The organism is Kitasatospora albolonga (assembly GCF_039535905.1).
Taxonomy (GTDB): Bacteria; Actinomycetota; Actinomycetes; order Streptomycetales; family Streptomycetaceae; genus Kitasatospora; species Kitasatospora albolonga.
Genome location: NZ_BAAAYB010000004.1, coordinates 124,965 through 146,498, shown reverse-complemented (window position 1 = coordinate 146,498; position 21,534 = coordinate 124,965). Strand labels below are relative to the sequence as shown.

Annotated in this window: 17 protein-coding genes and 1 pseudogene; 9 read left to right on the top strand and 9 right to left on the bottom strand. The window is 72.4% G+C overall.

Annotation, left to right across the window (positions count from 1 at the left end; translation table 11 throughout):
* The first annotated feature begins 30 nt into the window (after nucleotides 1-30).
* From ABD946_RS42350 to ABD946_RS01820, 3 genes are all read left to right on the top strand, one after another.
* The gene (locus ABD946_RS42350) at nucleotides 31-405 is read left to right on the top strand and encodes an NADP-dependent isocitrate dehydrogenase (protein ID WP_425558495.1); all 375 of its coding nucleotides are present in this window, start codon (nucleotides 31-33) and stop codon (nucleotides 403-405) included.
* Nucleotides 406-561: 156 nt separating this feature from the next.
* Entirely contained in the window at nucleotides 562-798 is a 237-nt protein-coding gene (locus ABD946_RS01825) for a hypothetical protein (protein WP_345279355.1), read from the top strand.
* Nucleotides 795-1,259, top strand: a complete 465-nt coding sequence (locus ABD946_RS01820; protein WP_345279354.1) for a hypothetical protein — start codon at nucleotides 795-797, stop codon at nucleotides 1,257-1,259. The genes ABD946_RS01825 and ABD946_RS01820 overlap by 4 nt, the downstream gene beginning before the upstream one ends.
* 131 nt (nucleotides 1,260-1,390) lie before the next feature.
* Here the strand turns inward: ABD946_RS01820 and ABD946_RS01815 are convergent, their stop codons facing one another.
* Complete coding sequence (locus tag ABD946_RS01815; protein ID WP_345279353.1) at nucleotides 1,391-1,594, bottom strand: hypothetical protein; 204 nt, start codon at nucleotides 1,592-1,594, stop codon at nucleotides 1,391-1,393.
* A gap of 350 nt (nucleotides 1,595-1,944) precedes the next feature.
* Between ABD946_RS01815 and ABD946_RS01810 the strand changes: the two genes are divergently transcribed.
* The gene (locus tag ABD946_RS01810) at nucleotides 1,945-2,313 is read left to right on the top strand and encodes a cupin domain-containing protein (RefSeq protein ID WP_345279351.1); all 369 of its coding nucleotides are present in this window, start codon (nucleotides 1,945-1,947) and stop codon (nucleotides 2,311-2,313) included.
* A 58-nt stretch (nucleotides 2,314-2,371) separates the two neighbouring features.
* Here ABD946_RS01810 and ABD946_RS01805 read toward each other — a convergent pair whose 3' ends face one another.
* The 3 genes and pseudogenes from ABD946_RS01805 to ABD946_RS42345 form a co-directional block, all read right to left on the bottom strand.
* The gene (locus ABD946_RS01805; protein ID WP_345279349.1) at nucleotides 2,372-2,761 is read right to left on the bottom strand and encodes a hypothetical protein; all 390 of its coding nucleotides are present in this window, start codon (nucleotides 2,759-2,761) and stop codon (nucleotides 2,372-2,374) included.
* Nucleotides 2,762-3,342: 581 nt separating this feature from the next.
* A complete protein-coding gene (locus tag ABD946_RS01800) occupies nucleotides 3,343-3,816 on the bottom strand; it encodes a hypothetical protein (RefSeq protein WP_345279347.1) in 474 nt (157 codons plus the stop codon).
* A 344-nt stretch (nucleotides 3,817-4,160) separates the two neighbouring features.
* Nucleotides 4,161-5,199: pseudogene (locus ABD946_RS42345) on the bottom strand (lipase maturation factor family protein); the annotation flags it as partial.
* A 4,709-nt stretch (nucleotides 5,200-9,908) separates the two neighbouring features.
* Between ABD946_RS42345 and ABD946_RS01795 the strand changes: the two are divergent.
* Both ABD946_RS01795 and ABD946_RS01790 read left to right on the top strand, forming a co-directional pair.
* Complete coding sequence (locus tag ABD946_RS01795; RefSeq protein WP_425558493.1) at nucleotides 9,909-10,742, top strand: DMT family transporter; 834 nt, start codon at nucleotides 9,909-9,911, stop codon at nucleotides 10,740-10,742.
* Nucleotides 10,743-10,795: 53 nt separating this feature from the next.
* A complete protein-coding gene (locus ABD946_RS01790) occupies nucleotides 10,796-11,323 on the top strand; it encodes a hypothetical protein (protein WP_345279343.1) in 528 nt (175 codons plus the stop codon).
* Nucleotides 11,324-11,403: 80 nt separating this feature from the next.
* On the opposite strand, the gene ABD946_RS01785 is transcribed toward ABD946_RS01790, so the two are convergent.
* On the bottom strand, nucleotides 11,404-12,486 hold the full coding sequence (locus ABD946_RS01785; protein ID WP_345279341.1) for a sugar ABC transporter substrate-binding protein: 1,083 nt from the start codon (nucleotides 12,484-12,486) through the stop codon (nucleotides 11,404-11,406).
* A gap of 217 nt (nucleotides 12,487-12,703) precedes the next feature.
* Nucleotides 12,704-13,663 carry an EamA family transporter gene (locus ABD946_RS01780; RefSeq protein ID WP_345279339.1) on the bottom strand — a complete coding sequence of 320 codons (960 nt, stop codon included), beginning with the start codon at nucleotides 13,661-13,663 and terminating at the stop codon, nucleotides 12,704-12,706.
* Nucleotides 13,664-13,914: 251 nt separating this feature from the next.
* Between ABD946_RS01780 and ABD946_RS01775 the strand changes: the two genes are divergently transcribed.
* A complete protein-coding gene (locus ABD946_RS01775) occupies nucleotides 13,915-15,339 on the top strand; it encodes a lipase maturation factor family protein (RefSeq protein WP_345279337.1) in 1,425 nt (474 codons plus the stop codon).
* A gap of 928 nt (nucleotides 15,340-16,267) precedes the next feature.
* Nucleotides 16,268-17,116 carry a hypothetical protein gene (locus tag ABD946_RS01770; RefSeq protein WP_345279335.1) on the top strand — a complete coding sequence of 283 codons (849 nt, stop codon included), beginning with the start codon at nucleotides 16,268-16,270 and terminating at the stop codon, nucleotides 17,114-17,116.
* A 58-nt stretch (nucleotides 17,117-17,174) separates the two neighbouring features.
* On the opposite strand, the gene ABD946_RS01765 is transcribed toward ABD946_RS01770, so the two are convergent.
* The gene (locus ABD946_RS01765) at nucleotides 17,175-17,663 is read right to left on the bottom strand and encodes a cupin domain-containing protein (protein ID WP_345279333.1); all 489 of its coding nucleotides are present in this window, start codon (nucleotides 17,661-17,663) and stop codon (nucleotides 17,175-17,177) included.
* A 155-nt stretch (nucleotides 17,664-17,818) separates the two neighbouring features.
* Between ABD946_RS01765 and ABD946_RS01760 the strand changes: the two genes are divergently transcribed.
* Entirely contained in the window at nucleotides 17,819-18,184 is a 366-nt protein-coding gene (locus ABD946_RS01760) for a hypothetical protein (protein ID WP_345279331.1), read from the top strand.
* Nucleotides 18,185-18,214: 30 nt separating this feature from the next.
* Here ABD946_RS01760 and ABD946_RS01755 read toward each other — a convergent pair whose 3' ends face one another.
* Nucleotides 18,215-18,916, bottom strand: coding sequence for a GNAT family N-acetyltransferase (locus tag ABD946_RS01755; RefSeq protein ID WP_345279329.1), 702 nt, complete (start codon nucleotides 18,914-18,916; stop codon nucleotides 18,215-18,217).
* Between the two features lie 112 nt (nucleotides 18,917-19,028).
* Nucleotides 19,029-21,248, bottom strand: coding sequence for an NADP-dependent isocitrate dehydrogenase (locus ABD946_RS01750; protein WP_345279327.1), 2,220 nt, complete (start codon nucleotides 21,246-21,248; stop codon nucleotides 19,029-19,031).
* Between the last annotated feature and the right edge of the window lie 286 nt (nucleotides 21,249-21,534).

Here is a 21,534-nt window from a genome sequence, read left to right as displayed (position 1 = left end):
TCCAGCAGCTGGTCAAGGAGAACTACCTCGCTGGGACAGCCTGGCGAGTTACTCGCGCTGGCCGCCAGCTTCGAGCACCTGGCCCAGACCACCGGCAACGCCCGCGCCCAGGTCCTCGCGGACACCCTGGACCGCGCCACCGCACCTTCCTCAACGAGGACAAGTCGCCGAGCCGCCGCCTCGGTGCATCGACAACCGCGGCAGCCACTTCTACCTCGCCTGTACTGGGCCAGGAGCTGGCGCAGCAGACCGCGACGCCGAGCTCGCCGCCGCCTTCACCGGACCTCGCCAGACCCGGCGGAGCAGGAGGAGACCATCGTCGCCGAGCTGATCGCGGTGCAGGGCGCCCCGGCCGAGATCGGCGCTACTACCAGCCGTCGCCCGTCGCTGGCCGCGCGGCCGTGATGCGTCCGTCGCCACCTTCAACGAGGCGCTGGCCCAGTCTGGGCTGACGCACCGTCAGGAGCGCGTGAAGGAGGGGCCCGCGGCTGTGCGTGGGGCCCCTCCCCTTTCCGCAGGACTTGCCCAGGACTTGCCCGGGACGACGAGAACGGATCAGCGATGCCGCACACCGACACTGGCCACCCGGCCCACTCCGCGCTCCTCGCCCGCACGCCGGGCTCGCCGAGGCGGCGCGGCCGGGCCGCCCGCTACCCCGCCGACGTCTCCCCCTTCCACGGCCTCCCGGACGACCCGACCGAGGCGGACTGGGCGCCGACCTGGCGCGGGCTCACCGGCGCGGGCGGCTTCGCCCTGACTGGCCGGAACGGGATCACCCCGCCGGCCGACTGCGGGTGACCTTCTCGCTCGACGGCGTCCAGCTGGTCGCGACCGCTGGTGGCACTGCCCACGACCCGGAGGCGGTGGAGCTGGGCCCCGAGGACGTCCCGGAGATGCTGGCCCTGGTGGCGGCCACCCGTCCCGGCCCGTTCGAGGCCCGCACCATCGCCCTGGGCCGTAACCTGGGCATTCCGTCAGGACGGCGTCCTGGTCGCGATGGCGGGCGAGCGGATGCACCCGTCGGCCACACCGAGATCAGCGCCGTCTGCACCGCCGCCACCCACCGCGGCCTAGGGCCTGGACCGCCCGCCTGGTCCGCGCGGTCGCAGCGGGGCATCCGCGACCGCGACGAGGTCCCGTTCCTGCACGCCGCCGGCGAACAACGTGGACGCGATCCGCCTCTACAAGGCCCTCGGCTTAACCCAGAGCCGCCCGATGACCTTCCTGGGCGCCGTGGCCCCGGGCGGGGAGGCCGCTGACAGCCTGATCAGCGGTCAGCCGTCGAGCGGGGGAGGGGTTCAGAGCCAGAGAGGACGCAGGACGGCGAGCACGCCTCCGAGGACGGCGCGCACCCAGCGGCGGCTTCTCGCTCGCCTGCGGGCGGCCAGCATCAGGACATCTCCGGCGGGCACCAGGGTGTGTGAGCCGCTCCCGAGAAGGTGAACCCCACGCCCAGGAACGCGGCCAGGATGCCGACGATCGCTGAGAGGACGCGGAACAGCCATCGGTCGCGGCAGATCTGGGGCAGCAGGGTGAGCACCCCGAACAGGGCCGCCAGCTTGTCGAGTCGATGTCGTCCCTGGAGAGACCCCACGCACGATGCGGTCGGCGCAGGTCACGGAGGCCAGGGCGGCCAGCACGCGCGGCGACAGACGGACCGATCAGGTGGCCATGGTTCCCCCCACAGCTCTCTTGAACGCGTTCAAGTCTAGCAGTTCCCGAAATGGCCCCAAGGGATCGGATGATCGAATGGACCAGATGCTTGGGCCGCTTGCGTCCGTAGGCTGATCATCGAAGCAAGCGAGAACCGCACGAGTGGGAACCACACATGACCGAGAATCATGACGTCGTCCTGGTCCGCGCCGCCGCCGCCGAGGTGCTGACGCGACGCGCCCGGCAGTCCTGATCACCCTGTTCGCCGACTCCGCCACCACCGGCGGCAAGGTGACCAGCAACACGGGCCACCTTCGAGAAGGCGCGAACCGGCGCCCCGCCGCACTCCACACCCGGCACCGAGTTCTTCTTCGGCCTGGACGGCGAGCTGACGTGCTGCTCGACGACCGCATCGAGACCCTGCGGCAGGGCGACTTCCTCGCCGTCCGGCCGGCACCAGGCACGCCTTCGCCCCCGCCGCCGGCTCCACCGCCTGACGTGCTGGTTCCTCTCACCCCGGGCATGGACCGCTTCGACTACTACCGCCTGCTGACCGGGTCAACAGGGCGAGGCCAGCTGCAGGAGATCCGCGAGTCGGGCGAGCACTACGACAACCACTACGTCGAGAGCGAGGTCTGGCAGGCCCGTACCGGGCGCTGAACGTGCGGAACCCCCTGGACCCGTCCGGTCCAGGGGGTTCCGCACGTGTGACTGCGGGTCAGGAACGGACCTCGGCGACGGCCGGGGCCAGCGCCTCCTTCAGGCGGGGGCCGACCCGGGAGAAGCCGAGCTCCTTGACGGCGGCGCGGAGCAGCTCGTCCTCGCTGCGCTCCGTGCCGTCGGTGTCCAACCACCGGACCAGGGCGACCAGTTCGGCGGGCTCGTAAGCGGTCACGGCACGGCCGGCGGTGATCGCGGGCTTCTTCGGACGCCGCGCCTTCTTCTCCGGCGCGGGCGGCCTGCGGCTCCTCGAACGACCTCGGCCACGACGGGCTCCGGCTCGACCACCGGCGCGGCCTCCTCGACCCACGACGGCCTCAGGCTCGGGCTGGGGCTCGACCACGGCCGCGGCCACCGGCTCCTCGGCGACCGGCTCCGGCGCGACCATCGGGCTCAGCCTCCGTCAGCGCCTCGGCCACGGGCTCGAGTTCGGCCTCGACCTCAGGCTCGACCACGGGCTCGACCTCAGCCACCGGCTCCGGCTCGACGATCGGCTCGGCCTCAACCTCAGCCACCGCTCAACCTCGACCACGGGCTCGACCTCGGCCACGGGCTCCGGCTCGACGATCGGCTCGGCCTCAACCTCAGCCACCGCTCCTCCGCCACGGCCTCCACGACCGCCGAGCCGGCTCCGCCTCCCGGGGACCGGCCGCGAGGACCTGGATGGCCTCCGCCTCGGTCGCCGTGCCGTGCAGCCGGTCGTACGCCGCGAGCGCCGCGTCCCGGTCGGCCTGACGGTCCGCCAGTTCGCCCAGCAGGTCGAGCAGCGTCCGGCTCCGCCGCGAGCAGCGAGGCGCGCAGGGCGCGGAGCGCGGGCAGCCGGTAGAGGGTGCCCTCGTCGGCGGCCAACCGTCGACCAGGTCGGCGAGTTCGCCCAGCGGGAGGGCGTACCAGCGGGTAGTCGGAGGAGCAGCGCGCCGAGGGCGCGGGCGGCCTGGCGCGAGCTCCCGACGGTCTGGGCGAGGGCGGTCAGCCGGGCCGGGTCGGCGACCGGGGCCGGACGGGCCGACGGCGCCGGCCGAGGCCCACTCGCCCTGGGTGGCGGCGGCGGCCCGGACCGCGTCGAGCAGGTCGGCCCGGCGGGTGCGGCCGTCGACGGCGAGGTTCTTGGCCTGGGCGCGGAGCGCGGCGGCGGCGGCCCCAGCCGAGCTTGACGCCCTGCTCGCGGCGCTCCCGCCAGGGGGCGAGCGCGGCGGTGAGCGCGTCCAGGTCGGTGTCGTAGACCTCGGGGCGCAGGGTGGCCGAAGTGCCGTGCGCGCGCTGGAGGATGGCGGTGAGCCTGGTCAGTTCGGCCAGGTTGGCGGGGGTGGCGGCGGTGCCGAGGAGTTCGGCCAGGGGCGTCGCGGGTGGCGAGCAGGTCGTGGCTGCGCAGTTCGGCAGTGCGGTGGAGCCCGGCGCGGGCGTCCTCGGGGGTGCGGACGGTTTTCGGCGGCGGAGACCCACGGGTGGTCCTCGGCGGCGAGCGAGAGCCCGCCGAGCTCGGCGTAGCGGCCGAGGTCCTCGCGGGCCTCGCCGGAAGGCGCGGCGGGTCGCGAGGAAGAGGTGTCCACCGCCGGGTGGTGGCCGGCTGTCGTTCAGGTAGTTCACGGTCATGTGTGAAGTCCGGGTTCGTGGCTGGGCGGACAGGCGGTGGCGGCCGCGGTCTCCGCCGGCACGGACGAGAGGTGCGGGGCGTCCGGTGTGGACGCCAGGATACGGGTGAGGGCGTTCGAGGCCCGCACGCAACCCGGCCCCAACGCACGCGCGCCGGGGCGGTGTGCCCGAGCCGCGCGGGGTGTGGTGCGGGTTCAGTGCGGATCGCCGCGCACCTGCGGTGAAGTCCGCGAGGGCGACCGGTGTGGGAGGTACTCGCGCACCAGGGTGCGCTCCCACCAGGCGCCGGTGCCGCGCAGGGTGCGAGGTCGGTGAAGCGGTAACGGTACAGCCGGGCACGGACGTAGGCGGGTGGCTCGCCCGCGAACGGTCGTGGCCGAGCAGCCGCAGGGTGTCCCGGTCGGCGGTGAGCAGGCGGTGGACGAACGGGGTGAACCAGGGCCGGGCGTACGCCGGGGAGATGCCGCGAACCACATCAGCCAGTCCAGCCGCAGGTGGTAGGGCGCGAACTGACGCGGCAATCACGCCGCGGATCGCCGGGCTTGCCGCGGAGCCGTACTCCCGCCCAGTCGGCCCCCGGCCCGGGGACGGGCTCCCCGCACGTGCCCTCGACCACCACCTCGAAGCGGATCCGGTTGACGGAGCGACGCGCCGTAGGCGTTCACCAGATGGAGGCGGTCGAACGAACGGTTCATCACCTGACAACGGTGCGAGAGCAGGTCGCGCCGGTGGCGGTAGCTCAGCCACGCAGGACCAGCAGGGTGTACGCGGTCGACCAGCCCAGCACCAGTCCGGCCCGTCCGGGCGGGGGTGCGGGGCGGCCGGACGGCGGTGCAGGCGATGGCGATGGTGAGCCAGTTGAGCCAGGCGAAGTTGCCGGAGAGCCCAGCCAGAGCTGGTGACGATGAATCAGACCGCGCAGACCCCGGACAACGGCCGGGCAGTGAACAGGCGACCGGGACGGCGAGTTAGCACGACGTGGTTGGCGGCGGCCTCGACCCGGTGCAGCGGGGCGGGCAGGTGGTGGAAGAACCAGCTCAGCGGGCCCGCATCGGCTGTGGTCTCGTGGTGTAGCGCAGGCAGGTCAGGTCGCGCCAGCAGGCGTCCCCGCGCATCTTGATCAGCCCGGCCCCGACTCGAACCCGGACAGCAGCCATCGGGCCGACAGCAGCACGGGAGCGGGGTGCGACGCGATCGTTGCCCGAGGAGGGCGGCCAGGACGCCGGCCTCCAGCAGCAGGACTCCCAGCCGAAGGATACCAGGCTGCCCGACGTTGACGATCGAGAGGTAGACAGCCAGAGCACCGCCCAGTAGCAGCGCAGCGCCGCGCCGAGCGCGGGAGCCGTGTCCGCGGCTCCGGCCAGCACGGCGGCGGCGAGGGCGGCCCCGTTCCAGAGCGGCGAGTGCGAACGCGGTCCTGTAGTGGAACTGAGACAGGCTGGTGCCCGGCGCACAGCTCACGTCCGGGCCGTGAAGGGGCACGCGCGGAGCAATCGAACTCATGGCGCCTCACCGATACAGCGCGCCGGAGGCGAGGGAACTGCCAGTGTGCGGCGGTGCACACGAACTCACGCGTTTCAGGAGACGGCACTGGCGACCAGCCGTATGGAAAGCCAGCCGCCGAGCCAGTACTCCGGCCGCCGCGCCACCTTCACTCTCCTACCCCAACACTCCCGCCTACCGCCGGACTCCGCGTCCCATGACTAACCACACGTGTCTTCTCGTCCCGTCCTGGCCCACCAGCGAGCCCCACCGACACGGGCGTCAGCCACTCGTCGGACGCACGTCCTGGACCCCTCACGGCGCGCCGCGAGGCGGCGCCATCCACGAGCGCGGGGCACAGCCGGCGGCAGCAAGTCGTCGAGCATTGGCACGCAAAGCGAACTCGCGCTAGATGTGGCGCCTGAGGTGTGGTGGCCATTGTGCACACACGACACAGGCACTACACTAGGCGACACATCGTAGCAGCATACGTCGCTCGAACGCGAAGAGCATCACACTGACATTCCAGGACCACGCACACGCCCAGCGCACCCAGAGTCAACGCCGACAGCACTTCGCCAGGACTGTCCCCCACCTGTCACTCCACCACCTCACGCCTCACTATCCACGCTCCATCACCCTGCGCCGTCTGGCCGAACGCCTAAAAACGGGCTCGCGGTAGGGTCTTGACGTGGTCTGGGCGTCCACCTATCTGCATCCGCGAGTCGTGTCGAGTGTACCATAGGTGCCCATGACCCCGTCACCCTCGCGTCGACGCGCGCGCTTCATACCCGCCGACATGCTTGCTGGCATCGTCACCATATCGGTGACGACGCGAGGGCAAGCACAGTGCCACGCCGCCCGCGCGCGTGAGCGCTCCGCCGAACTGGCCTCGCGCCGCCCTGGTCCGCGCCGTGAGGCTGATCTGCTCAGGCGCGGCAACGGCATGGTGGTGCTGCCTGAGCGCGACGTGCCACCTCCGGCCTGACCGCGCTGATCATCGCCGTCGTCCCGCTCTTGCTGGTGCTGGCCCGCTGGGCACCGGAGCGCCGGCCTGGACCACCGTCGCCGGCGTGCTGCTCGCCTGATTCGCCTGGGGTGCTCTCCAGCTCCGTGTCTGAGCGGCGAGTGAAGCCGCGGGCGTCGCGCTGAATCTCTGCTGGCCACGCTCTCCTGGGCCGGCGGCTCGTTCCTTTTTCTCGCCAGGGGATCAGAGCCCGCCAACGTCTTCGCCACCAGTGCTACGAATGATCGCCGCGGACTCGGCTGCCCTGGCGGTTCTCGGCTCCTCAAGGGCGACCGCAGCGCTTCCACCCCCTCCAGGTCTCCCCGGTGAGCCTCCTGGCTGGGCTGGCCTTCCTGGTGGTCTTCGGCCTATCGTCGCCTTCCACCCCTACGCCTGCTGCTCCAGGCCGCCCGCTGTCCGCTGTTCGCCACCTATCGCTTACGTGAGACCCTTGTGGTGGCCGTGCTGCTCGCTGGCTGATCCTCTCCGAGCCGCTCACCCTGCCCTGCTGCTTGGCGCGCGATTCGTGGTGCCTGCGCGTCGTCTGGTGGTGCGCACCGAACGCTGACTGCCGCATCAGGCCTCCGTGGGGCCCTCCACCTTTCTCAAGTGTGAAGGCGGGCCCCTTGCATATACCGACCATCGGCGACTGCCTTCGAGTCCATAACATTTGAGTCGCGCTCCGTTTCGTAGGGTTTAATTATTGACGGCAGCGCTCACGGGCTTGACTCCCTCAGCAATGCCGCGACGCTGCGCAGGCGTCAGGGAGGCACACCCACCATGAACGCACACTGCGTCGCACCCTCGTCGGCATGCTCGCTCTGTCGACGGCTGTGACCTGGCAGCCTGCGGTCAGGACGGCACGCGTCGGTTCGACCGGCAACAAGACCATCGTCCTGTCTGTTGCCCGAGCGCTCCTCCTCCACCCGGTACTAGGCCTTCGACAGCCGCTCATTCGTAGTCGGCCATCGGGCCTGTTGCCCAAGTGCGCTGGTGGACACGCCAACGCGGACGGCGACGAGGCGGTGCAGAAGCAGCAGTTCGACGCCCTTCTGGCCAGGGCGTCAAGGTGGTGCTGCCGACCCGGTGAACGCCCAGGGACCGCCCCGTTGGGGCCGAGCCACCAAGCGCGGCCGTCAAGGTGGTCGCGTACGACCGGCTGGCCGCCGGCAGGTCGCCGTACGTCTCCTTCGACAACCACCGCACAGGCGAACTCCAGGGCCAGGCCCTTGGTGGCTCGCTCGGGCGCGAAGGCTGCGGCAGTCCCCCGTGTGATTGATCAACGTGCTCCGAGACCGACCCGAACGCCGCGATGTTCAAGGCCGGCCGCACAATGTGCTGGACGCAAGTGTCAAGAAGATCGGCTACGAGCAGTTCCCGGCGAGTGGAAGCCGGAGGTGGCCGCCAGAAAGACCACCGAGGCGGTCACTCCCTCGGCAGGACGGCTTCCAGGCCGTCTACTCCTCCAACTAACCGGCATGGGCACCGCCATCATCGGCCAGCTCAAAGCCGCCGCGTCAAGAACGTGCCGGTCGCGGCCAGGACGCCTCGGTCGAGCGTTCCGCCGCCTGCTGACGGGCGGAGCAGTACCTACACCATCTACAAGCCGTACAAGCCGAGGCCGACACCGCGCCTGCCTCCATCGCGGTCTACCTTCTCAATCGGCATCGCATCACCGCGGTGGCAGCTCGTGTGACCTATAGCGGCGGCGATCAGATCCCCTCGATGCGCTCACTCGCCCGGTCGTGGTCACCAAGGCCAAGATCGTCCTGAGACCGTCATCGCAGGGCGGCCTTTACATGCGCGAGGACATCTGCGGGCCCAGCACGCCCAGGCTGCGCCTGCGGCCTGCATCAACTGACGCTCGAGCCCGACTCCGCGTGCCTGACGCCCGGTCAGGGCGGGCCCGCCCTCGGCGGCGGCCCGTCCCGGCGGGCGTCCTCAGCGGCCCGTCCCTCGCCGCAGCTCCCCTGCGGCCAGCGACGAGCGCTGGCGATCACCGCGAGCGCCGCGGCCGGACCGGCCTCCATCGCCCGGTGTGTCGGACTCCGCCACCTTCCTCGTACGGGCCGCGTGATCTCCACCTCCCGCGGGTGCCCTCCGGGGTGGCGCCGTGGTCTGAGTAGTGCCCGTCCCGCGCCGGCGTCCTGCAGCGCACCGTCCATCCGGACGCTCGACCCGGTGACCACTGCTGCGGCGACGAACAGCAGCAGCAACCCGCCCAGTCGCGCGCGCACGCTCATATCGCCCAGCCCAGCTCCTGCCGGTCCGTCGGCCAAGCGGCCACTCCCATCGAACATGGCGACGGCCACCCAGCACACGTCCGAACTCCCCAGGACCAGCCAGCTGTTCCCGCCCACGGCTGAAGCCCCGGCGCCAGGTCAGCAACCGGCGGCCACAAGCACGACACCGGCGGCGGCGGTCGCACCGGCCTGACGCTCGAACGTTCCATCCCATGCGCAGCAGCGTGGCCGCCCCCCCTGGCCGCGACAGTGGTTTTCGGCCACACATCCCTTCGTACGCGCCCGTTGCGTGCCGCGATGCAGGCCGGCGCGCCGACCGCGGTGACCGGGGCGGCCAGCGGGAGCTCCTCGTGAGAAGCAGCAGCACGCCAACAGGGTCAGCAGTCGGCTGGGCGAGCTTGGAGTTGACTGGCCAGTGGGACCGCCGATCTGTGCCATGCCCCGGTACCAGAGCACGAAGCCGGCCGAACTGCGAGACGGCCGCGACGTAGGCCAGCCGCAGCGCACGGAACGTCGGGTGTACGCGGCTCGGCCGTCAAGCGCCAGCGCGGTCACCCCGGCCATCAGCGGGGCGGCCGCCACCACGGCCCATCCGATCCCTGCCAGCCCTGCATCTCCCGGCGCAGCCGGCCGCCCTCGGCGTAGCCGACGTCGCGCAGCCAGCAGTGTGCCCCGTCCAGTACAGGTCCGCCAGGCTGAACGCGCCACCTGCTCTGCTGGATGGTGAAGCCAGCACCACGTCGGCCCCGCCGATGCGGCGCCCCAGAAGGTGCGCGACAGCCGGGTGCGCGAGCGCACAGCGGCGGCGACGTGGCGGTGGCCAGCGGGAGCAGTCCGACCCACCACGGCTGGTGTGCGGGTGGAGGAGTTTGCAGCGCCAGCGTGTCAGCAGCGGGAAGCCGAGGACGCAGCCGAGCGCCACTGCGACCAGTCCGTGCCAGTGCCGCGGGCGGGCAGCGGGACCCGGCTCAGCTTGAGGCAGACGGCGGCCAGGGCGGCGGCCAGCAGGCCGCGTCAGGCCGGTGAGGTCCATGGGCCGAAGCACGTCGGAGTGCCCCAGACGTGGCCGGGTGCTGAGCGAGAATGCAGATCCACGTCCCAGGGGCGGCCCCGTACTGTGCCGCCCGCTCGCCTCGCGGTAAGGATCCTCTCAACACAACACGAGGAGGAAGTCCTCCGGCGGCGGCCGGGGCGGCACCGTCCGGGCCGCCCTGGGCGTGGTCTGCTTCTCGCTCAGCTTCCCGGCCACCGTCTGGGCACTCGACGGCTTCGGCCCCTGGACCTCCACCGGCCTGCGCGGCCTGCTGGCCGCCGCCCTGGCCGCCGTCTGCCTCAAGCTGAGCCGGGTCCCGCTGCCCGCCCGCCGGCACTGGCCCGGACTGGTCGCAGTGGCGCTCGGCTGCGTCCTCGGCTTCCCGCTGCTGACCACGCTGGCGCTGCAGACCTCCTCCACCGCGCACACCGCCGTGGTGGTCGGACTGCTCCCGCTGGCCACCGCCACCGTCGCCGCGCTGCGCTCGCGCACCCGGCTGTCGCGCACCTTCTGGGGCGCCGCGCTCGGCGGGGCCGCCGTGGTGCTGGCCTTCACCCTCCAGCAGAGCGGTGGCGCGTTCAGCCTGGCGGACCTGTACCTGGCCGGGGCACTGCTGGTCTGCGCGGTCGGCTACGCCGAGGGCGGCCGGCTGGCCCGGGAGATGGCGGGCTGGCAGGTGATCGGCTGGGCCGTGGTGGCGGCCGCCCCGCTGATGGCCGTGGTGACCGCGCTGGCGCTGCCGGCCGAGCCGGTCCACCTGACGTTCCGTGCGCTGACCGGCCTGGCCTACGTCGCGGCCGTCTCGCAGTTCGGCGGCTTCGTGCTCTGGTACCGGGGCATGGCCCAGATCGGCGTCCCCCGGGCCAGTCAACTCCAGCTCGCCCAGCCGCTGCTGACCCTGTTCTGGGCCGTGCTGCTGCTCTCCGAGGAGCTCCCGCTGGCCGCCCCGGTCACCGCGGTCGGCGTGCTGGCCTGCATCGCGGTCACGCAACGGGCGCGTACGAAGGGCTAGTTGGGGCCGAAATCCACTGTCGCGGCCGGCGGGGGCGTGCCACGCTGCTGCGCATGGGATGGACGTTCGAGCGTCAGGCCGGTGTGACCGCCGCCGCCGGTGTCGTGCTGTTGGCCGCCGCGGTGCTGACCTGGCTGCCGGGGCTTCAGCCGTGGGCCGGGAACAGCTGGCTGGTCCTGGGGGAGTTCGGAGTGGTGCTCGGGCTGGCCGTCGCCATGTTCGTGCGGGTGGCCCGCATGTGGCCGACGGACCGGCAGGAGCTGGGCTGGGCGATGCTGAGCGTGCCGCGCGCCGTACTGGGCGGGTTGCTGCTGCTGTTCGTCGCCGCAGCAGTGGTCACCGGGTCGAGCGTCCGGATGGACGGTGCGCTGCAGGACGCCGGCGCGCGGGACGGGCACTACTACGCCCACGGCGCCACCCCGGAGGGCACCCGCGGCGAGGTGGAGATCACGCGTGCCCAGTACGAGGAGGTGGCGGAGTCCGACACCCGGGCGATGGAGGCCGGTCCGGCCGCGGCGCTCGCGGTGATCGCCGCGCTCGTGCTGGCCGCAGGGGAGCTGCGGCCGAGGGCCGGCCGCTGAGGACGTCCGCCGGGACGGGCCGCCGCCGAGGGCGGGCCCGTCCCTGACCGGGCGTCAGGCACGCGGCGTCGGGCTCGGCGTCAGTTGATGCCGGCCGCGGCGCAGGCCTGGGCGTGCTCCGGGTCGCAGATGTCCTCGCGCTTGTACAGGCCGCCCGCGATGACGGTCTCGGCGATCTTGGCCTTGGTGACCACGACCGGGGTGAGCAGCATCGAGGGGATCTGCTCGCCGCCGCTCTCGGTCACCGAGCTGGCCACGCCGGTGATGTCGATGCCGTTGAGCAGGTAGACCGCGATGGAGGCGGCGGTGTCGGCCTCCGGCTTGTACGGCTTGTAGATGGTGTAGGTCTGCTCGCCCGTCAGCAGGCGGCGGATCGCCTCGACCGAGGCGTCCTGGCCGCCGACCGGCACGTTCTTGACGCCGGCGGCCTTGAGCTGGCCGATGATGGCGGTGGCCATGCCGTCGTTGGCGGAGTAGACGGCCTGGAAGCCGTCCTTGCCGAGGGAGTTGACCGCCTCGGTGGTCTTCTGGGCGGCCACCTCCGGCTTCCACTCGCCGGACTGCTCGTAGCCGATCTTCTTGACCTTGCCGTCCAGCACCTTGTGCGCGCCGGCCTTGAACATCGCGGCGTTCGGGTCGGTCTCGGAGCCGTTGATCATCACCACGGTGGACTGCGCAGCCTTCGCGCCGAGCGCGTCCACCAGGGCCTGGCCCTGGAGTTCGCCGGTGCGGTGGTTGTCGAAGGAGACGTACGCGGCGACCTTGCCGGCGGCCAGCCGGTCGTACGCGACCACCTTGACGCCGCGCTTGGTGGCCTCGGCCACCCACGGGGCGGTGCCCTGGGCGTTCACCGGGTCGAGCAGCACCACCTTGACGCCCTTGGCCAGAAGGGCGTCGAACTGCTGCTTCTGCACCGCCTCGTCGCCGTCCGCGTTGGCGTAGTCCACCACGCACTTGGTGCACAGGCCGCCGATGGCCGACTCGATGAGCGGCTTGTCGAAGGCCTCGTACCGGGTGGAGGAGGAGCGCTCGGGCAGCAGCAGGCCGATGGTCTTGTTGCCGGTCGAACCGGCCGACGTGCCGTCCTGGCCGCAGGCGGCCAGCGTCAGCGCCGTCGACAGCGCGAGCATGCCGACGAGGGTGCGACGCAGTGGTGCGTTCATGGTGGGTGGTGCCTCCCTGACTGCCTGCCGCAGCGTCGCGGCAGTGCTGAGGGAGTCAAGCCCGTGAGCCGACTTGCCGTCAATAATTAAACCCTACGAAACGGAGCGCGACTCCAATCGTTATGGACTCGAAGGCAGTCGCCCGATTGGTCGGTATATGCCAAGGGCCCGCCTTCACCTTGAGAAGGTGGGCGGGCCCCGGAGGCCTGATGCGGCGTCAGCGTTCGGTGCGCACCACCAGGACGACGGCGGCCACCACGATCGCGCCGCCCAGCAGCACGGGCAGGGTGAGCGGCTCGGAGAGGATCAGCCAGCCGAGCAGCACGGCCACCACAGGGTTCACGTAGGCGTAGGTGGCGACCAGCGGCAGCGGGGCGGCCTGGAGCAGCCAGGCGTAGGCGGTGAAGGCGACGATCGAGCCGAAGACCACCAGGAAGGCCAGGCCCAGCCAGGAGGCGGTGGAGACCTCGGAGGGGTGGAAGCGCTGCGGCTCGCCCTTGAGGAGCGAGACCGCCAGGCAGCCGAGTCCGCCGGCGATCATCTCGTAGGCACTGGTGGCGAAGACGTTGGCGGGCATCGTGATCCGCTTGGCGAGGAACGAGCCGCCGGCCCAGGAGAGCGTGGCCAGCAGGATCAGCGCGACGCCCAGCGGCTTCACCTCGCCGCTCAGACCGGAGCTGGAGAGCACCCCCAGGCCGATCAGGCCGAGCAGCACGCCGGCGACGGTGGTCCAGGCCGGGCGCTGCCCGGTGGCCCAGCGGGCCAGCACCAGCCAGAGCGGGACGACGGCGATGATCAGCGCGGTCAGGCCGGAGGGCACGTCGCGCTCGGCCAGCACCACCATGCCGTTGCCGCCGAGCAGCAGCATCAGGCCGACCAGGGCGGCGGAGGCCAGTTGGCGGGGCGTCACGCGCAGGGCGGCCGTGCCGCTCCTCGCCGCCACCAGGGCGAGCAGCAGCAGGCCGGCGGGTATGAAGCGCGCGGTCGCGGAGAGGAACGGGGGCATGGTCTCGACCACGACCCGGATGGCCAGATAGGTGGAGCCCCAGACCACGTAGACCACCGCGAGGGCGGCCCAGACGGCAGGGGTGATGGAGCGGAGGGGGGAGGCGGAGGTGGGGGTGACGGTGGGGGACGTCCTGGCGGAGTGCGCGGATTGCTGGGGCGCGGCGGTCATGAGCCTCTCCTGGATTTGGTGCTGTCGCCGCACATGGCACCACACCCCGCGCCACCTGCGCGAGTTCGTTTGCTGCCAAGCTCGGACGACTTGCTGCCAGCCGGCTGTGCCCCGCGCCCCCCGGGATGGCCGCCTTCGCGGCGCCGGAGGGTCCAGGCGTGCGCCGAGTGGCTGACGCCGTCGGTGGGGCTGGGGGCCAGGACGGGACCCGAGTGGTAGTCATGGGACCGGTCCGGCGGGAGGAGGGTGGGGTGGAGTGGGTGGCGGCGCCCGAGTACTGGCTCGGGCGGCTGGCTTTCCAACGGCTGGTCGCCGCCGTCTACCTGCTCGGGTTCGTGGCCGCCGCACGGCAGTTCCGCGCGCTGATCGGTGAGCACGGCATGCTCCCGGTGCCCCGCTTCACGGCCCGGACGGGCTGGCGCCGGGCACCCAGCCTGTTCCAGTTCCACTACACGGACCGGGCGTTCGCCCTCGCCGCCTGGACCGGGGCCGCCCTCGCCGCCGCCGTGCTGGCCGGAGCCGCGGACCGGCTCCCGCTCGGCGCGGCGCTGCTGCTCTGGGCGGTGCTCTGGCTGCTCTACCTCTCGATCGTCAACGTCGGGCAGGCCTGGTACTCCTTCGGCTGGGAGTCCCTGCTGCTGGAGGCCGGCGTCCTGGCCGCCCTCCTCGGCAACGATCGCGTCGCACCCCCGCTCCCGGTGCTGCTGCTGGCCCGATGGCTGCTGTTCCGGGTCGAGTTCGGGGCCGGGCTGATCAAGATGCGCGGGGACGCCTGCTGGCGCGACCTGACCTGCCTGCGCTACCACCACGAGACCCAGCCGATGCCGGGCCCGCTGAGCTGGTTCTTCCACCACCTGCCCGCCCCGCTGCACCGGGTCGAGGCCGCCGCCAACCACGTCGTGCAACTCGCCGTCCCGGTCGGCCTGTTCCTGCCCCGGCCGGTGTCCGGGGTCTGCGCCGGTCTGATCATCGTCACCCAGCTCTGGCTGGTGCTCTCCGGCAACTTCGCCTGGCTCAACTGGCTCACCATCGCCATCGCCTGCACCGCCGTCCCGGCCGCCCCGCACCCCCGCCCGACCGGGCCGGACTGGTGGCTGGGCCTGGTCGCCGCGTACACCCTGCTGGTCCTGGTGCTGAGCTACCGCCCCGCGCGCAACCTGCTCTCGCACCGTCAGGTGATGAACCGTTCGTTCGACCGCCTCCATCTGGTGAACGCCTACGGCGCGTTCGGCTCCGTCAACCGGATCCGCTTCGAGGTGGTGGTCGAGGGCACGCGGGAGCCCGTCCCCGGGCCGGGGGCCGACTGGCGGGAGTACGGCTTCCGCGGCAAGCCCGGCGATCCGCGGCGGATGCCGCGTCAGTTCGCGCCCTACCACCTGCGGCTGGACTGGCTGATGTGGTTCGCCGGCATCTCCCCGGCGTACGCCCGGCCCTGGTTCACCCCGTTCGTCCACCGCCTGCTCACCGCCGACCGGGACACCCTGCGGCTGCTCGGCCACGACCCGTTCGCGGGCGAGCCACCCGCCTACGTCCGTGCCCGGCTGTACCGTTACCGCTTCACCGACCTCCGCACCCTGCGCGGCACCGGCGCCTGGTGGGAGCGCACCCTGGTGCGCGAGTACCTCCCACCGGTCGCCCTCGCGGACTTCCCGCAGGTGCGCGGCGATCCGCACTGAACCCGCACCACACCCGCGCGGCTCGGGCACACCGCCCCGGCGCGCGGTGCGTTGGGGCCGGGTTGCGTGCGGGCCTCGAACGCCCACCCGTATCCTGGCGTCCACACCGGACGCCCCGCACCCTCGTCCGTGCCGGCGGAGACCGCCGCCGCCACCGCCCTGTCCGCCCAGCCACGAACCCGGACTTCACACATGACCGTGAACTACCTGAACGACGCCGACCACCCGGCGGTGGACACCTCTTCCTCCGCGACCGCCGCGCCTTCCGGCGAGGCCCGCGAGGACCTCGGCCGCTACGCCGAGCTCGGCGGGCTCTCGCTCGCCGCCGAGACCAACCCGTGGGTCTCCGCCGCCGAAACCGTCCGCACCCCCGAGGACGCCCGCGCCGGCTCCACCGCACTGGCCGAACTGCGCAGCCACGACCTGCTCGCCACCCGCGACGCCCTGGCCGAACTCCTCGGCACCGCCGCCACCCCCGCCAACCTGGCCGAACTGACCAGGCTCACCGCCATCCTCCAGCGCGCGCACGGCACTTCGGCCACCCTGCGCCCCGAGGTCTACGACACCGACCTGGACGCGCTCACCGCCGCGCTCGCCCCCCTGGCGGGAGCGCCGCGAGCAGGGCGTCAAGCTCGGCTGGGGCCGCCGCCGCGCGCTCCGCGCCCAGGCCAAGAACCTCGCCGTCGACGGCCGCACCCGCCGGGCCGACCTGCTCGACGCGGTCCGGGCCGCCGCCGCCACCCAGGGCGAGTGGGCCTCGGCCGGCGCCGTCGGCCGTCCGGCCCCGGTCGCCGACCCGGCCCGGCTGACCGCCCTCGCCCAGACCGTCGAGGAGCTCGGCCAGGCCGCCCGCGCCCTCGGCGCGCTGCTCCCCGACTACCCGCTGGACGCCCTCCCGCTGGGCGAACTCGCCGACCTGGTCGACCGGTTGGCCGCCGACGAGGGCACCCTCTACCGGCTGCCCGCGCTCCGCGCCCTGCGCGCCTCGCTGCTCGCGGCGGAGCCGGAGCTGCTCGACCTGCTGGGCGAACTGGCGGACCGTCAGGCCGACCGGGACGCGGCGCTCGCGGCGTACGACCGGCTGCACGGCACGGCGACCGAGGCGGAGGCCATCCAGGTCCTCGCGGCCGGTCCCCGGGAGGCGGAGCCGGCTCCGGCGGTCGTGGAGGCCGTGGCGGAGGAGCCGGTGGCTGAGGTTGAGGCCGAGCCGATCGTCGAGCCGGAGCCCGTGGCCGAGGTCGAGCCCGTGGTCGAGGTTGAGCCGGTGGCTGAGGTTGAGGCCGAGCCGATCGTCGAGCCGGAGCCGGTGGCTGAGGTCGAGCCCGTGGTCGAGCCTGAGGTCGAGGCCGAACTCGAGCCCGTGGCCGAGGCGCTGACGGAGGCTGAGCCCGAGGTCGCGCCGGAGCCGGTCGCCGAGGAGCCGGTGGCCGCGGCCGTGGTCGAGCCCCAGCCCGAGCCTGAGGCCGTCGTGGTCGAGGAGGCCGCGCCGGTGGTCGAGCCGGAGCCCGTCGTGGCCGAGGTCGTCGAGGAGCCGCAGGCCGCCGCGCCGGAGAAGAAGGCGCGGCGTCCGAAGAAGCCCGCGATCACCGCCGGCCGTGCCGTGACCGCTTACGAGCCCGCCGAACTGGTCGCCCTGGTCCGGTGGTTGGACACCGACGGCACGGAGCGCAGCGAGGACGAGCTGCTCCGCGCCGCCGTCAAGGAGCTCGGCTTCTCCCGGGTCGGCCCCCGCCTGAAGGAGGCGCTGGCCCCGGCCGTCGCCGAGGTCCGTTCCTGACCCGCAGTCACACGTGCGGAACCCCCTGGACCGGACGGGTCCAGGGGGTTCCGCACGTTCAGCGCCCGGTACGGGCCTGCCAGACCTCGCTCTCGACGTAGTGGTTGTCGTAGTGCTCGCCCGACTCGCGGATCTCCTGCCAGCTGGCCTCGCCCTTGTTGACCCGGTCCAGCAGGCGGTAGTAGTCGAAGCGGTCCATGCCCGGGGTGAAGAGGACCAGCACGTCGGCGGTGGAGCCGGCGGCGGGGGCGAAGGCGTGCCTGGTGCCGGCCGGGACGGCGAGGAAGTCGCCCTGCCGCAGGGTCTCGATGCGGTCGTCGAGCAGCACGTCCAGCTCGCCGTCCAGGCCGAAGAAGAACTCGGTGGCCCGGGTGTGGAAGTGCGGCGGGGCGCCGGTCGCGCCCTTCTCGAAGGTGGCCCGGTTGCTGGTCACCTTGCCGCCGGTGGTGGCGGAGTCGGCGAACAGGGTGATCAGGCTGCCGGGCGCGTCGGTCAGCACCTCGGCGGCGGCGGCGCGGACCAGGACGACGTCGTGATTCTCGGTCATGTGTGGTTCCCCCTCGTGCGGTTCTCGCTTGCTTCGATGATCAGCCTACGGCGCAAGCGGCCCAAGCATCTGGTCCATTCGATCATCCGATCCCTTGGGCCATTTCGGGAACTGCTAGACTTTGAACGCGTTCAAGAGAGCTTGTGGGGGGAACCATGGCACCTGATCCGGTCCGTCTGTCGCCGCGCGTGCTGGCCGCCCTGGCCTCCGTGACCTGCGCCGCCGCATTCGTGGAGGGTCTCTCCAGGGACGACATCGACCTCGACAAGCTGGCGGCCCTGTTCGGGGTGCTCACCCTGCTGCCCCAGATCTGCCGCGACCGATGGCTGTTCCGCGTCCTCTCAGCGATCGTCGGCATCCTGGCCGCGTTCCTGGGCGTGGGGTTCACCTTCTCGGGAGGGCTCACCCTGGTGCCCGCCGGGATGTTCCTGATGCTGGCCGCCCGGCAGGCGAGCGAGAAGCCCCGCTGGGTGCCGGCCGTCCTCGGAGGCGTGCTCGCCGTCCTGGTCCTCTGGCTCTGAACCCTCCCCCGCTCGACGGCTGACCGCTGATCAGGCGTCAGCGGCCTCCCCGCCCGGGGCCACGGCGCCCAGGAAGGTCATCGGGCGGCTCTGGGTGAAGCCGAGGGCCTTGTAGAGGCGGATCGCGTCCACGTTGTCGCCGGCGGCGTGCAGGAACGGGACCTCGTCGCGGTCGCGGATGCCCGCTGCGACCGCGCGGACCAGGCGGGCGGCCAGGCCCTGGCCGCGGTGGGTGGGGGCGGTGCAGACGGCGCTGATCTCGGTGTGGCCGACCGGGTGCATCCGCTCGCCCGCCATCGCGACCAGGACGCCGTCCTGACGGATGCCCAGGTACCGGCCCAGGGCGATGGTGCGGGCCTCGAACGGGCCGGGACGGGTGGCCGCCACCAGGGCCAGCATCTCCGGGACGTCCTCGGGGCCCAGCTCCACCGCCTCCGGGTCGTGGGCGTGCACCAGCCGGTCGCCGACCAGCTGGACGCCGTCGAGCGAGAAGGTCACCCGCCAGTCGGCCGGCGGGGTGATCCCGTTCCCGGCCAGCAGGGCGAAGCCGCCCGGCCCGGTGAGCCCGGCCAGGTCGGCCCAGTCCGCCTCGGTCGGGTCGTCCGGGAGGGCGTGGAAGGGGGAGACGTCGGCGGGGTAGCGGGCGGCCCGGCCGCGCCGCTCGGCGAGCCCGGCGTGCGGGCCGAGGAGCGCGGAGTGGGCCGGGTTGGCCAGGGGGTCGGTGTGCGGCATCGCTGATCCGTTCTCGTGGTCCCGGGCAAGTCCTGGGCAAGTCCTGCGGAAAGGGGGAGGGGCCCCACGGCACAGCCGCGGGGCCCCTCCTTCACGCGCTCCTGACGGTGCGTCAGCCCAGCTGGGCCAGCGCCTCGTTGAAGGTGGCGGACGGACGCATCACGGCCGCGGCCAGCGCGGGCGACGGCTGGTAGTAGCCGCCGATCTCGGCCGGGGCGCCCTGCACCGCGATCAGCTCGGCGACGATGGTCTCCTCCTGCTCCGCCAGGGTCTTGGCGAGGCCGGTGAAGGCGGCGGCGAGCTCGGCGTCGGCGGTCTGCTGCGCCAGCTCCTGGGCCCAGTACAGGCCGAGGTAGAAGTGGCTGCCGCGGTTGTCGATGCCACCGAGGCGGCGGCTCGGCGACTTGTCCTCGTTGAGGAAGGTGCCGGTGGCGCGGTCCAGGGTGTCCGCGAGGACCTGGGCGCGGGCGTTGCCGGTGGTCTGGGCCAGGTGCTCGAAGCTGGCGGCCAGCGCGAAGAACTCGCCCAGGCTGTCCCAGCGCAGGTAGTTCTCCTTGACCAGCTGCTGGACGTGCTTCGGGGCGGAGCCGCCGGCGCCGGTCTCGAACAGGCCGCCGCCGTTCATCAGCGGGACGACCGAGAGCATCTTGGCGCTGGTGCCCAGCTCCAGGATCGGGAACAGGTCGGTCAGGTAGTCGCGCAGCACGTTGCCGGTGACCGAGATGGTGTCCTCGCCGCGGCGGATGCGCTCCAGCGAGTAGGCGGTGGCCTTGACCGGGGAGAGGATCTCGATGGTCAGGCCCTCGGTGTCGTGCTGCGGCAGGTACGCGTTGACCTTGCCGATCAGCACCGCGTCGTGGGCACGGGTCTCGTCCAGCCAGAAGACGGCCGGGGAGCCGGTGGCGCGGGCGCGGTTGACGGCCAGCTTGACCCAGTCCTGGATCGGGGCGTCCTTGGTCTGGCAGGCGCGGAAGATGTCGCCGGCCTCGACGGCCTGCTCCAGCACGACCTCGCCCGAGGCGTCGACCAGGCGGACGGTGCCCGCGGTGGCGATCTCGAAGGTCTTGTCGTGGCTGCCGTACTCCTCGGCGGCCTGGGCCATCAGGCCGACGTTCGGGACCGAGCCCATGGTGGCCGGGTCGAACGCGCCGTGGGCGCGGCAGTCCTCGATGACGGCCTGGTAGACGCCCGCGTAGGAGCTGTCCGGCAGGACGGCGAGGGTGTCGGCCTCCTGGCCGTCCGGGCCCCACATGTGGCCGGAGGTGCGGATCATGGCCGGCATCGAGGCGTCGACGATGACGTCGGACGGCACGTGCAGGTTGGTGATGCCCTTGTCCGAGTCGACCATCGCCAGGGCCGGGCCGTCGGCGAGCTCGGCCTCGAAGGAGGCCTTGACCTCGGCGCCGTTGGCGAGCTTGTCCAGGCCGTCCAGGATGCCGCCGAGGCCGTTGTTCGGGTTCAGGCCGGCCGCGGCCAGGTCGGCGCCGTACTTGGCGAAGGTCTGCGGGAAGAAGGCGCGGACCACGTGGCCGAAGACGATCGGGTCGGAGACCTTCATCATGGTGGCCTTGAGGTGCACCGAGAACAGCACGCCCTGGGCCTTGGCCTCGGCGACCTGGGCGGCGAGGAACTCGCGCAGCGCGGCGACGCGCATGACCGAGGCGTCGACGACCTCGCCGGCCTGGACCGGGACGGACTCGCGCAGCACGGTGGTGGTGCCGTCGGCGGCGACCAGCTCGATCTTGAGCGCGCCGGCCTCGGCGATCACGGTCGACTTCTCGGTGGAGCGGAAGTCGTTGACGCCCATGGTGGCGACGTTGGTCTTGGACTCCGGGGTCCAGGCGCCCATGCGGTGCGGGTGGGCCTTGGCGTAGTTCTTCACCGAGGCGGGGGCGCGGCGGTCGGAGTTGCCCTCGCGGAGGACCGGGTTGACCGCGGAGCCCTTGATCTTGTCGTAGCGGGCGCGGACGTCGCGCTCCTCGTCGGTCTGCGGCTCGTCCGGGTAGTCCGGGAGCGCGTAGCCCTGGGCCTGCAGCTCGGCGACGGCCGCCTTGAGCTGCGGGATCGAGGCGGAGACGTTCGGGAGCTTGATGATGTTGGCCTGCGGGGTCTTGGCGAGCTCGCCCAGCTCCGCGAGGGCGTCGCCGATGCGCTGGCCCTCTTCGAGACGCTCCGGGAAGGCGGCGATGATGCGGCCGGCCAGGGAGATGTCACGCGTCTCCACCCGCACGCCCGCGGTCGAGGCGTAGGCCTGGACGATCGGGAGGAACGAGTACGTCGCCAGGGCGGGCGCCTCGTCGGTGTGGGTGTAGATGATGGTCGAGTCAGTCATCGGTACTCCGCTTCACGGCTACAACGTCTCGACATCAAGATATCCCGTGACAGCTCCTTTTTGACAACCAACCCCGCCCAGACTTCTTCCAGTCGGCGGGCGGGGTCGGGAGCGGCCGGGGGTCGGTGGGCGCCGCCGGCGGGGGCCGGGGCGGGGCCGACGGGACGGGGGCGGGCGCAGCCGGAGGCTCCCGTGCTCCTGCGCGGACCCCGGCGGTGCAGGAAGCGAGAGGCCTTCCCGCCCCCCGCCCCGCCGCTCCCGCGGCCCTGCCGGAGGCGACCGGTGT

Coding starts and splice junctions, on each gene's coding strand:
- ABD946_RS01825 (WP_345279355.1), top strand. CDS start 562: ATGCCGCACACCGACACTGGCCACCCGGCCCACTCCGCGCTCCTCGCC.
- ABD946_RS01805 (WP_345279349.1), bottom strand. CDS start 2,761: ATGGTCGCGCCGGAGCCGGTCGCCGAGGAGCCGGTGGCCGCGGCCGTG.
- ABD946_RS01790 (WP_345279343.1), top strand. CDS start 10,796: ATGGGATGGACGTTCGAGCGTCAGGCCGGTGTGACCGCCGCCGCCGGT.
- ABD946_RS01785 (WP_345279341.1), bottom strand. CDS start 12,486: ATGAACGCACCACTGCGTCGCACCCTCGTCGGCATGCTCGCGCTGTCG.
- ABD946_RS01780 (WP_345279339.1), bottom strand. CDS start 13,663: ATGACCGCCGCGCCCCAGCAATCCGCGCACTCCGCCAGGACGTCCCCC.
- ABD946_RS01765 (WP_345279333.1), bottom strand. CDS start 17,663: ATGACCGAGAATCACGACGTCGTCCTGGTCCGCGCCGCCGCCGCCGAG.
- ABD946_RS01760 (WP_345279331.1), top strand. CDS start 17,819: ATGGCACCTGATCCGGTCCGTCTGTCGCCGCGCGTGCTGGCCGCCCTG.
- ABD946_RS01755 (WP_345279329.1), bottom strand. CDS start 18,916: ATGCCGCACACCGACCCCCTGGCCAACCCGGCCCACTCCGCGCTCCTC.
- ABD946_RS01750 (WP_345279327.1), bottom strand. CDS start 21,248: ATGACTGACTCGACCATCATCTACACCCACACCGACGAGGCGCCCGCC.